This window comes from Streptomyces sp. NPDC007808 (assembly GCF_042868655.1).
Lineage (GTDB): Bacteria > Actinomycetota > Actinomycetes > Streptomycetales > Streptomycetaceae > Streptomyces.
Window position 1 is genome coordinate 278824 of the sequence record NZ_JBIAEQ010000001.1, and the last position, 11384, is coordinate 290207.

General features: G+C 72.1%; 7 protein-coding genes and 1 pseudogene. 3 read left to right on the forward strand and 5 right to left on the reverse strand.

Annotated features, from left to right (window positions below; all coding sequences use genetic code 11):
• Nucleotides 1-132: 132 nt before the first annotated feature.
• A pseudogene (locus tag ACFYNL_RS01245) lies at nt 133-2566 on the forward strand (SpoIIE family protein phosphatase).
• A gap of 26 nt (nt 2567-2592) precedes the next feature.
• On the opposite strand, the gene ACFYNL_RS01250 reads toward ACFYNL_RS01245, so the two are convergent.
• From ACFYNL_RS01250 to xylB, 5 genes are all read right to left on the reverse strand, one after another.
• Nucleotides 2593-4116, reverse strand: coding sequence for an aldehyde dehydrogenase family protein (locus ACFYNL_RS01250; protein ID WP_388794536.1), 1524 nt, complete (start codon nt 4114-4116; stop codon nt 2593-2595).
• 155 nt (nt 4117-4271) lie between these two features.
• Entirely contained in the window at nt 4272-5585 is a 1314-nt protein-coding gene (locus ACFYNL_RS01255; RefSeq protein ID WP_388794539.1) for a GAF domain-containing protein, read from the reverse strand.
• Nucleotides 5586-5669: 84 nt separating this feature from the next.
• Nucleotides 5670-6269: an N-acetylmuramoyl-L-alanine amidase gene (locus ACFYNL_RS01260; protein WP_388797207.1), complete on the reverse strand. Its 600-nt coding sequence runs from the start codon at nt 6267-6269 to the stop codon at nt 5670-5672.
• 303 nt (nt 6270-6572) lie between these two features.
• Nucleotides 6573-7778 carry an ROK family protein gene (locus ACFYNL_RS01265; RefSeq protein WP_388794542.1) on the reverse strand — a complete coding sequence of 402 codons (1206 nt, stop codon included), beginning with the start codon at nt 7776-7778 and terminating at the stop codon, nt 6573-6575.
• A 25-nt stretch (nt 7779-7803) separates the two neighbouring features.
• Entirely contained in the window at nt 7804-9249 is a 1446-nt protein-coding gene (xylB, locus tag ACFYNL_RS01270; protein WP_388794545.1) for a xylulokinase, read from the reverse strand.
• Nucleotides 9250-9440: 191 nt separating this feature from the next.
• Here xylB and xylA point away from each other — a divergent pair, with 191 nt between their 5' ends.
• Both xylA and ACFYNL_RS01280 read left to right on the forward strand, forming a co-directional pair.
• Nucleotides 9441-10607, forward strand: coding sequence for a xylose isomerase (gene xylA / locus ACFYNL_RS01275; RefSeq protein ID WP_388794548.1), 1167 nt, complete (start codon nt 9441-9443; stop codon nt 10605-10607).
• Between the two features lie 482 nt (nt 10608-11089).
• Nucleotides 11090-11359: a hypothetical protein gene (locus ACFYNL_RS01280; protein WP_388794551.1), complete on the forward strand. Its 270-nt coding sequence runs from the start codon at nt 11090-11092 to the stop codon at nt 11357-11359.
• The last annotated feature ends 25 nt before the right edge of the window (nt 11360-11384 follow it).

The window sequence follows — 11384 nt, forward strand, 5'->3', positions numbered from 1 at the left end:
GCGGTCGACCCGCTGATCGGGACACAGCCGGTTGAAGGGGGAGAGCGGTGGCGGGATGCTGGAGGCAGCGCGCGTGAGGGGCGAGGCAGCGTCGCGCTGACCGGCTGCATGAACGAGGTCGTGGTAACGCCCATGGACAACGAACCCGACACGACCACCGGGGCGAGGGGTGCGGGAGCACCCGAGGACTTCGCCGTCGTCATCGACGGCCGCGGAGCCGTCACGGCGTGGAGCGCCGGCGCACGGCGACTGCTCGGATACGAGTCCCCGGAGGTCGTCGGCCGGCCCGCCGCCTACCTGCTCGCCGCGAAACTGCCGGTCGCGTTGCGGCGCCACCTTTCGGCCGGGCAGCCGTGGACGAGCGATGTGTCGCTGCGCAAACGGGACGGAGACCGCGTCAAGGTGCAGCTTCGGGGAACGCCACTGGCCGACTCGGACGGCGGCATCCCGTGGGTCGTCACACCGGCGGCGCCGGCCTATCCCGCCGCGCCGACCGAGGCGGGGACGGCGCAGCTGTGGGACCGCGCGCTCGCACAGCTCCCGGTGCCCGTGGCCGTCTACGACCATGAGGCGCGGTTCGTGGCCTGCAACCAGGTGATGAGCCGTGCGATGGGCCTCACACCGGAGGAGATGCGTGGCCTGACCCTGTGGGAGATCTATCCCGTCCCACCGCTGGACGAGATCGACCGCCTCCAGCGGGAGGTCGTGCGCACCGGTGAGATGATCTTCCGCGAGGAGCAGCCCTTCCGGGCCTCCGGGGAGATCCGCGATCACGCGTGGTCGGTCTACCTCTCGCCGCTGAAGGACCGGGCGGGCGAGGTGCTGGGACTGTCGGCACTGGTGATCGACATCACCGAGCAGTACTGGGCCCGGCGCCGTCTGGCGGTGCTCAACGAGGCCAGTACCCGCATCGGCAGCACCCTGGACGTGACCCGGACGACCGAGGAACTGGCCGAGGTGGCCGTGAACGGGTTCGCCGACTTCGTCACCGTCGACCTGCTGGAGTCGGTCGTGCAGGGGCACGAACCGCAACCGATACCGCCCGACACGCCGGTGCAGTGCCGCCGTACCGCGCAACGCTCGGTGCTCTCGGGCTGCCCAGAGTCCGTGGTCAGGACGGGCGACGTCGACGTCTACCCGCCCGGCTCACCACCCGCACAGGCGCTGATCACCGGCCGGGGGTCCCACTACCGTGCGGGCGACCCGCGGCTCGGCGCGTGGTCGACGGCCTCCCCGGCCCGGGCCGAGAGCATGAGACGGTTCAGGATCCACTCGGTGATGATGGTGCCACTGCGTGCCCGGGGCGTCACCCTGGGCGTGATGCACCTGCTGCGGCACCGCACGGCCGACGCCTTCGCCGACGACGACCTGACGCTCGCCGAGGAGATCGCCGCCAGGGCGGCCGTGAGTATCGACAACGCACGCCGCTACACCCGCGAGCGCCGGACCGCGCTCACCCTCCAACGCAGTCTGCTGCCCGAGCGGCTGCCCCGAGCACAGGCCGTGGACCTTGCCCACCGGTACCTGCCCGCCGGCCCGGGGGACGAGATCGGTGGGGACTGGTTCGACGTCATCGCGCTGTCCGGAGGGCGGGTCGCGCTGGTCGTGGGCGACGTCGTGGGCCACGGTGTGCACGCCTCGGCCACGATGGGCCGCCTGCGCACCGCGGTACGGACCCTCGCCGACGCCGACTTCGCACCCGACGAGCTGCTCACACGGCTGGACGACCTGGTCATCCGCCTCGACCGGGAGGAAGGCCCCGACACCCGGGGGCAGGCGGAAGGAGCCTCGGGAGAGGTCGGTGCCACCTGCCTCTACGCCGTCTACGACCCCGTCGCCGGCCGATGCGACCTGGCCCGCGCCGGTCATCCGCCGCCCGTCCTGGTGGATCCCGACGGCACCGTGCACGTCCTGGACCTGCCCCCCCGGGCCGCCGCTCGGCCTGGGCGGACTGCCTTTCGAGGCCGCCCGGGTCGACGTGCGCGAGGGCAGCCTGCTCGCCCTCTACACCGACGGCCTGATCGAGGCCCCCGGCCGGGACATCGACGTCGGACTGGAGCTGCTGACCGAAGCGCTGCGCGGCCCCACCGACGGCCTGGAGGAAGCCTGCGACGAGGTCATGCGCAAGGTACGGCCCGACCCGCCCGCCGACGACATCGTCCTGCTCCTGGCCCGCGCCTGCGGGCTCGGCGCGCAACAGGTACGCACCTGGCAACTGCCCGTGGACCCAGCGGCCGTCGCGGGGGCCCGCCGGATGGCAAGCGAACAACTGGCTGCCTGGGGACTGGCCGAGTTCGAGTTCCCCACCGAGCTGATCGTCAGCGAGCTGGTCACCAACGCCATCCGATACGGCGACGCCCCCGTCGAACTGCGCCTCATCCGCGCCGACGTGCTCATCTGCGAAGTCTCCGACGGCAGCAGCACCGCCCCGCACCTGCGGCGGGCCCGCGTCTTCGACGAGGGCGGACGCGGACTGCTGCTCGTCGCCCAGGTCGCCGAGCGCTGGGGCAGCCGCCACACCGCCGCGGGCAAGACGATCTGGGCAGAACAACCCCTGCCGCACTGAACGCACCCGCGGCTCACGCAGCGCCTCTAGAAGAAGCCCAGCTTCTTCGGCGAGTACGACACCAGCAGGTTCTTCGTCTGCTGGTAGTGCTCCAGCATCATCTTGTGGGTCTCCCGGCCGATACCCGAACCCTTGTAGCCGCCGAACGCCGCGTGTGCGGGGTACGCGTGATAGCAGTTGGTCCACACGCGGCCCGCCTGGATCGCGCGGCCCGCGCGGTACGCGGTGGTGACGTCCCGCGTCCACACGCCCGCGCCCAGGCCGTACAGCGTGTCGTTGGCGATCTTGATGGCGTCGTCGAAGTCGTCGAAGGACGTCACGGAGACCACCGGCCCGAAGATCTCCTCCTGGAAGATCCGCATGCGGTTGTCGCCCTCGAAGACGGTCGGCTGGACGTAGTAGCCCCCCTTCAACTCGCCGTCGTGCTCGATACGTTCGCCGCCCGTGAGCACCCTCGCGCCTTCCTGGCGACCGATGTCCAGGTAGGAAAGGATCTTCTCCAGCTGGTCGTTGGAGGCCTGGGCGCCGATCATCGTGTCCGTGTCGAGCGGGTGACCGGTCTTGATCCGCTCGGTGCGGGCGACGGCCGCCTCCATGAACTCGGCGTACTGTCCCCGCTGCACCAGCGCCCGGGACGGACACGTGCACACCTCGCCCTGGTTGAGGGCGAACATGGTGAAGCCTTCGAGTGCCTTGTCCCGGAAGTCGTCGTCGGCCGACCAGACGTCGTCGAAGAAGATGTTCGGCGACTTGCCGCCGAGTTCGAGGGTGACCGGAGTGATGTTCTCCGAGGCGTACTGCATGATCAGCCGACCGGTCGTGGTCTCACCGGTGAACGCCACTTTGGCCACTCGCGGACTGGACGCCAGCGGCTTGCCGGCCTCCACCCCGAATCCGTTGACGACGTTGACCACGCCGGGCGGGATCAGATCGGCGACCAGGCCGAGCCAGTAGTGGATCGACGCCGGAGTCTGTTCGGCCGGCTTGAGCACGACCGCGTTCCCCGCGGCCAGCGCCGGGGCGAGTTTCCAGGTCGCCATGAGGATCGGGAAGTTCCACGGGATGATCTGCGCGACCACACCCAGCGGTTCGTGGAAGTGGTACGCCACCGTGTCCTCGTCGACCTCCCCGAGCGAGCCCTCCTGCGCCCTGATCGCGCCCGCGAAGTACCGGAAGTGGTCGATGGCCAACGGAATGTCGGCGGCCAGCGTCTCCCGCACCGGCTTGCCGTTCTCCCAGCTCTCGGCGACCGCCAGCCCCTCCAGGTTCGCCTCCATCCGGTCGGCGATCTTCAGCAGCATGTCGGAGCGCTCGGTCACCGAGGACCGGCCCCACGCCGGAGCGGCGGCGTGCGCCGCGTCGAGCGCCCGCTCCACGTCCTCCGCCGTGCCCCGCGCGATCTCGGTGAACGGCTGCCCGTTCACCGGCGACGGGTTCTCGAAGTACTGCCCCCGGATCGGCGGCACGTACTCACCGCCGATGAAGTGGTCGTAGCGCGTCCGGTAGGAGACGATCGCACCCTCGGTGCCGGGCGCCGCGTAACGGGTCATACTGCTCTGCCTCCCGAAGAAGCGCTGCCCTCCGTCGGGCAGCTCTCGGCGCGAGGCTAGGAACGGCGAGGTTGCAAGTACGTTGCGCCAGCCGGTGATCCCTCGGAGCGGGTCACTCCAGAGGCGGCCGCAGCCGTCACGGGCCCATGTCTGCGTCAGCGCGCCGGACGGCGTTCCCAGGTGACCGGTGCAGTGAGTTCGGACTCCAGCGCGGCCAGCCGTGACCGAACGGCCGCGGTCGGACGCACCGCGGCGAGCGCCTGCCACACGTCGAGGTCGTCCTCGCCCCACGGCGCGTGCGCCCAGTCGGCCAGCAGGTCGGGGTCGCGGCGGGCGATCAGCGCCGTACGGAGGCCGTCGGCGAGAAGGCGCCTGAGCCGCACCACCGCCGGTGCCTGGGAGCCGGGCAGCAGCGGGCCGGTGTACGCCGTGGCCGCGGCCGTGACCGCACCGGCATCCAGGCGACGCTCGACGACCGCCATGTCCGACTCGACCGGTGCCGTGAGCCGGTAGGGCCGCGAGGCGAGCAGTCCGGGGCTCAGTGTGCGGCGCAGCCGGGCGAGTTCGGCGCGCAGTGTCACCGGTGTCACCGACTCGTCCTCGTACAGCGCACACAGCAGCTCGTCCCCGGTCAGCCCCTCCGGGTGACGGGACAGCAACACCAGGATCTCGCTGTGCCGGCGGCTGAGCCTGATCCGTCGGCCCCCCATGCGCAACTGCGCCTCGTCCCGGCCCAGCGCGATCAGCTCGGGCGCGTCGGACGTGGGCGCCGACGGCGCGAGCAGCGCCAGATGGGACTCCGCGGCACGCGCCACCGCCTGCACGAACCCCAGGCTGTGAGGATGCGCGAGCCCGTCCCCGCCGGTGATGTCCACCGCCCCGAGCACCCGCCCGGTGCGCGGATCGTGCACCGGCGCCGCCGCACAGGTCCAGGGCTGCACCCGGCGTATGAAGTGCTCGGCCGCGAACACCTGCACCGGCCGGTCCACCGCGACCGCCGTGCCCGGCGCGTTCGTCCCGACGGCGGTCTCCGCCCATCGGGCGCCCGGCACGAAGTTCATCCGCCCCGCACGCCGCCGGGTCGTGGGATGCCCCTCCACCCACAGCAGCCTGCCGTGCGCGTCGCACACCGCGAGCAGATGCTCGCCGTCGGCCGCGAACGTACCCAGCAACTCCCTGAAGAGCGGCATCACCCGAGCCAGCGGATGTTCCGCGCGATAGGCACCGAGATCACCGTCCGCCAGCTCCACACTCGCCGTCCCGTCCGGGCCGACACCGGCACGCGCGGAACGCCGCCACGAGTCCGCCACCACGGCACGCACCGGCTTCGGCACGGTGCCCGCCTCGGTGAACGTCTCATGCGCACGGCGCAGCACCCGAACACGCTCGGCAGGGTCGGCCCCCGGCTTCAGCGCCACCCACGGATCCGTCAACTCGTCCTCCCCGGAAGGCGATGCGGCTGGGGACATCGTCACTCCGTGTACGCGCACGGACAACCTCTTCGACGGCCCTCACCCGAACGACGCCCGCACCGGCCCGGCCGTGTGACCTTCTCAGAGCGCGTTGACCAGCCGTATGTAGCGTGTCCAGTCCCAGTGGGGGCCGGGATCGGTGTGGTCCGTGCCGGGCACCTGGTGGTGACCGATGATGTGTTCGCGGTCCTTCGGTATGCCGTATCTGGTGCAGATCGCCGCCGTGAGCCGCGCTGAGGTCCTGTACATGACGTCGGTGAAGTAGGCGGGCTGGTCCACCCAGCCCTCGTGCTCGATACCGATGCTGCGCGTGTTGTGCTCCCAGTCCCCTGCGTGCCAGGCGATGTCCGCCTCACGGACGCACTGGGTCGTGTGCCCGTCGCCCGACCGGACGACGTAGTGCGCGGACACCTTCTTCTCGGGGTTCTCGAAGACGAACAGCGTCTTGGTGTAGAGGGTCTGTGTCACATGGATGATCACCCGGTCGACGGGGTGGGTCGAAGGGCGGTGCGCCGGCGTGTAGTTGGCCCTGCTCGCCGGACGCCACTCGGCGAGAGGATGGTCCGGTGCGGGGACATGCGCACCGGCCGGTCGTTCGGGGAGCAGGGCGTACGGGACGGCGGCGAGGGCGGTGCCCTGCAGGATCCGCCGCCGACTGGGACGTGGGGTCGTGCGCTCCATGGGGGTCATGGCCTTTCCGGGTCGACGTGGCGTGGTGATCACGAGTCGGGCGTGCCGGCGCGGCAGCCTGTTCTGCGGAGGACAGGTGGGGAGCTTTCGTCGAGAACTGCCGGCTCGGCGACGCGACATGTGAGACCCCCGGTATGCGCCGAAGCGCCGCCGTCGCCGTGACCCGACGGCTGCGCCCTGCGTGGATCACGTTACGGGGAGGGCGGACGAGCCGACGGGGAGCGCCGGACTTCCGTGGACAGCCACGTGATTGTGGACAACGTCCTCACTCACACGAGTGGACTCGTCCTCGGCTCACGCCCGTTCCGCCACCGCCGCAGGATCGTCGAGCACCGCCCGTACCACCGAGTGCGCGGCTCCCAGCAACGGCCCTTCGGGCCCCAACCGTGACACGGAGACGGGACAGGCGGGCCCCGCGGTGCGCCGGTCGAGCTCGGCCTCCAGCGCAGGCAGCAGCCAGGGCGCCAGCCCCGCGAGCGCGCCGCCCAGCACCACACTTTCGGGGTCCAGCAGATTGACCGCACCGGTCAGCGCGACACCGAGCGCCGTTCCCGCGTCGCGCAGGGCCCGCCGTACCTCCTCGTCGCCCTCGGCGGCCCGCTCGGCGAGCAGCCCGACACGGTCCTCGCCCGGCTCCAGCCCGGCCGCCCGCAGGACCGCTTCCTCACCCGCGTACTGCTCCAGGCACCCCCGCCCGCCGCACGGGCATTCGGGGCCGTCCGGCTCGACGGGCACATGGCCCAACTCGCCCGCGAAACCCCGCGTTCCTCGCAGGAGCCCCCCGTCCACCACGACGGCCGCGCCGATGCCGATCTCGGCCGAGACATGCAGGAAGTCCCGCGGAGTCCCCTCGCCCAGCCAGAGCTCGGCGAGCGCGCCGAAGTTGGCCTCGTTGCCCACCGCCAGCGGAAGATCCACGGCGAGCAGTGCGCCGAGGTCCGTGTCGCGCCAGTCGAGATTGGGGGCGCGTACGACGGTTCGGGCGTCCCGCGCCACCAGGCCCGGCACGGCGACCGCGAGCCCTGCGGGCCACAGCCCCTCGTGTCCGGCCTCGGCGACGACCCGGCGCACCAACTCCGTGAGTTCCTCGACCACGGGTTCCGGGGCGCGGCCCCGGTTGTCGCCGTGTCGCACCGCCCTGGACCGTACCTCGCCGCGCAGGTCGACCGCGCAGACGGCGAGATGGTCGACGCCGACCTCCGCGCCGATCCCGGCCGGACCGTGCCCGCTGACGGCAAGCGCCGATCCGGGACGGCCCACCCGGCCGGGCCGCTCGGGACCCAGCTCCTCAAGGAGTCCCGAGCGGATCAGCTCGTCGACGAGGGTGGACACCGCGGCACGCGTAAGGCCGATGCGGGAGGCGACGGCGGCGCGGGAGAGCGGCCCCTCGGCGCTGACGGTGTGCATCACCCGGGCGAGATTGCGGCGGCGCATGCCCTGCTGGGTGTCGGGCAGCGCGCGCCCGGCGCCCGGCTGGGCCTCGTGCAGGGGTGCGGTCATGCGTGGGGTCAGTCCTCGTCCGTACCTAGTGCGCCTCGGGGCTCCGCTCCAGCAGCGGGGCCGCGTCGGAGAGTACCCCGCTGATCCTGGCCAGCGTCTCCTCGTCCCGCTCGACGGCGTCCAGCACGGGTCCTCGGGTGGTGTTCCAGCGCCGGGCGACCGCCGCGGGGTCCTCGCCGGTCAGCAGGCCGGCCGCCTGGGCCGCGGCGCCCAGCGCGACGAGCTCCCTGGCCTCGGGGACCTGCACCGGACGCCCCGACAGCCGGCGTACGGTCTGCTGCCAGGCCGTGCCCCGGGCGCCGCCGCCGATCAGCAGCAGCGGGGCCGAGCGGTCCGCGTCCTCGTCGAGGACCAGGTCCAGTGCGCCGAGGAGCGCGTGGACGGCGCCGTCGTAGGCGGCCTGCAGGAGCTGGCCGGCGGTCGTGTCGTGACGCAGGCCGTGCAGGAGGCCGGAGGCGTTCGGCAGGTTAGGGGTGCGTTCGCCGTCCAGGTAGGGCAGGAGCGTGAGGCCGACGGCGGGCTCCACGGCCTCGCGGTCCAGGCCCAGCAGCGTCGCCAGGCGGTCGACCGCGAGGGTGCAGTTCAGGGTGCAGGCCAGCGGCAGCCAGTCGCCGTGCGCGTCGGCGAAGCCCGCCACCGTGCCGGTCGGGTCGGCGGGGCGGTGCTCGGAGACGGCGTACACCGTGCCCGAGGTGCCGAGCGAGAGCACCGGGGTTCCCGGGCGCAGTCCGAGGCCCAGTGCGGCGGCCGCGTTGTCGCCGGTGCCGGGCGCCACCAGGGTGCCTCTGGAGAACGGCAGGTCGTGGCCGTCACGTACGGTTCCCGCGACCTCGCCGGGCCGGACCACACGGGGCAGCAGCTCCGGGTCGAGCCCCACATGCGTCAGGATCTCGGTGTCGTACGACTCCGTCCCCGACGCCCACCAGCCCGTACCGGAGGCGTCTCCGCGGTCGGTGGTGCCCTGCCCCGTGAGGCGTTCGGTCAGGTAGTCGTGGGGGAGGCGTACGGCCTTGGTGGCCCGGACGGCCTCCGGTTCGTTCTCGGCCAGCCATGCCCACTTCGTGATCGTGAAGGACGCGGCGGGGACGGAGCCCGTGCGCTCGGCCCAGAACTTCGCGCCGCCCAACTCCTGCGTCAGTCGGCTCGCCTGCGGTGCCGAGCGCACGTCGTTCCACAGCAGGGCCGGGCGCACCGGTTCGCCCCGCTCGTCCAGCGTGACCAGACCGTGCTGCTGCCCGCCGATCGACACCGCGGCGGCCTCGTGCGCGGCCTCGCCGCACTGGCGCAGCGCCTCGCACAGGGCGTCCCACCACTGACGCGGATCGCTCTCGCGGCCGGCCCCGGAGGACACGGTGTGCGGTGCCTGGCCGCTCGCGACGACCCGTCCGGTCGACGCGTCGACGACCAGGGCCTTGGTGGACTGGGTGGACGTGTCCACGCCGACGACGAGCGGACCCTCGGCTGCTGACATCGCGCTCTCCCTTTTCCGCGGCTTGGCGGGATCTGACCTGCTGTTTTCGAGGGTGCCCGGGGTGTCGCGACCCGGACCTCACCCCTTCGGGACATCTTGTCCCTTCCCAGGGACGCGTCGGCATACTAATTTGTAAAGCGCCATGACGAAATAGTCGTGGAAGCAGTCGTCAGCGAGCAAGGAGTCGCGGCATGAGCTACCAGCCCACCCCCGAGGACAGGTTCACCTTCGGCCTGTGGACCGTCGGTTGGCAGGGACGGGACCCCTTCGGCGACGCCACCCGCCGTGCCCTCGACCCGGTCGAGACGGTCCGGCGCCTGGCCGAGCTCGGCGCCCACGGCGTCACCTTCCACGACGACGACCTGATCCCCTTCGGGTCCTCGGACAGCGAGCGAGAGGCCCACATCAAGCGTTTCCGCGAGGCCCTCGACGCGACCGGCATGAAGGTGCCGATGGCCACGACCAACCTCTTCACCCACCCCGTCTTCAAGGACGGCGCGTTCACCGCGAACGACCGCGACGTACGCCGCTACGCCCTGCGCAAGACGATCCGCAACATCGACCTGGCGGCCGAGCTGGGCGCCCGGACGTACGTCGCCTGGGGCGGTCGCGAGGGCGCCGAGTCCGGCGCAGCCAAGGACGTGCGCGTGGCCCTCGACCGCATGAAGGAGGCCTTCGACCTCCTCGGTGAGTACGTCACCTCCCAGGGCTACGACCTGAGGTTCGCGATCGAGCCCAAGCCGAACGAGCCGCGCGGCGACATCCTGCTGCCCACCGTCGGCCACGCCCTTGCCTTCATCGAGCGCCTGGAGCGCCCCGAGCTGTACGGCGTCAACCCCGAGGTCGGCCATGAGCAGATGGCCGGACTCAACTTCCCGCACGGCATCGCGCAGGCCCTGTGGGCGGGCAAGCTCTTCCACATCGACCTCAACGGCCAGTCCGGCATCAAGTACGACCAGGACCTGCGCTTCGGCGCCGGTGACCTGCGCTCCGCCTTCTGGCTGGTCGACCTCCTGGAGAGCGCCGGTTACACCGGGCCCCGCCACTTCGACTTCAAGCCGCCGCGCACCGAGGACCTCGACGGCGTGTGGGCGTCGGCCGCGGGCTGCATGCGCAACTACCTCATCCTCAAGGAGCGTTCGGCCGCCTTCCGCGCCGACCCGGAGGTCCAGGAAGCCCTGCGTGCCTCGCGCCTGGACGAACTGGCGCAGCCGACCGCGGCGGACGGCCTGAAGGCGCTGCTCGCGGACCGTACCGCCTTCGAGGAGTTCGACGTCGAGGCGGCCGCCGCGCGCGGGATGGCCTTCGAGCGCCTCGACCAGCTGGCGATGGACCACCTGCTGGGCGCCCGCGGCTGAGGCCACGCGCGCGTGCCCCGCTGCCGCCATGCGCGCGTGCCCCGCTGCCACCATGCGCGCGTGCCCCGCTGCCACGTGTGCGCGTGCCCCGCTGCCGCCGTCCTGCCGTGTGCGAGCCGCCCGTCGAAGGACCGGCCGCACGCGGTACGGGTCCGTGACCGGTCGTCGCACGAGTTGTTCCGGAATCATGCGGTCCTTGGCACGGGTCCGTATCAGGTCCCGGGAAGGGTTCACATGCCGGCCGGTACGACGTGACCCTTGGGGGTATGGCCACGCCTCCCGTACCGCCTCAGCCGCCAGGACAGCCGGGTGACACTCCGCCGCCGGGCGGCGGCTACGGACCGCCTCCCGGAGCCTTCGGCAGCGGACAGGGGGCCTACGGTCCCCCTCCGGGCGGCAGCGGGCCACCCTCGTACGGTGCTTGGCAGCCGGAGCCACCGGACGGCGGCGGGCCGGGGCGGCGGTGGAATCCGCTGCTCGTCATGCTCGTCGTGATCGGGGCGGTGGGGGCCGTCGTGGCCGCGGTCCTGATGGCTTCGGGAAGCGGCGGCTCCTCTGACGAGGCGCCGCCCGCCGAGACCGGCACGAGCGGATCGCCGAGGCCGTCCCTCAGCATCCCGACCAAGCTCCCCACCAGTCTGCCGAGCGACCTGCCGACCTCCCTGCCGTCAGGGTTCCCCACGGAGCTGCCCAGCGGATTTCCGAGCGGTCTCGACTCGCTGCTCCCCTCGGCGGAGGGCGAACTGCCGTAGTCGCGCCCGGCCCGCGTGACAGCAC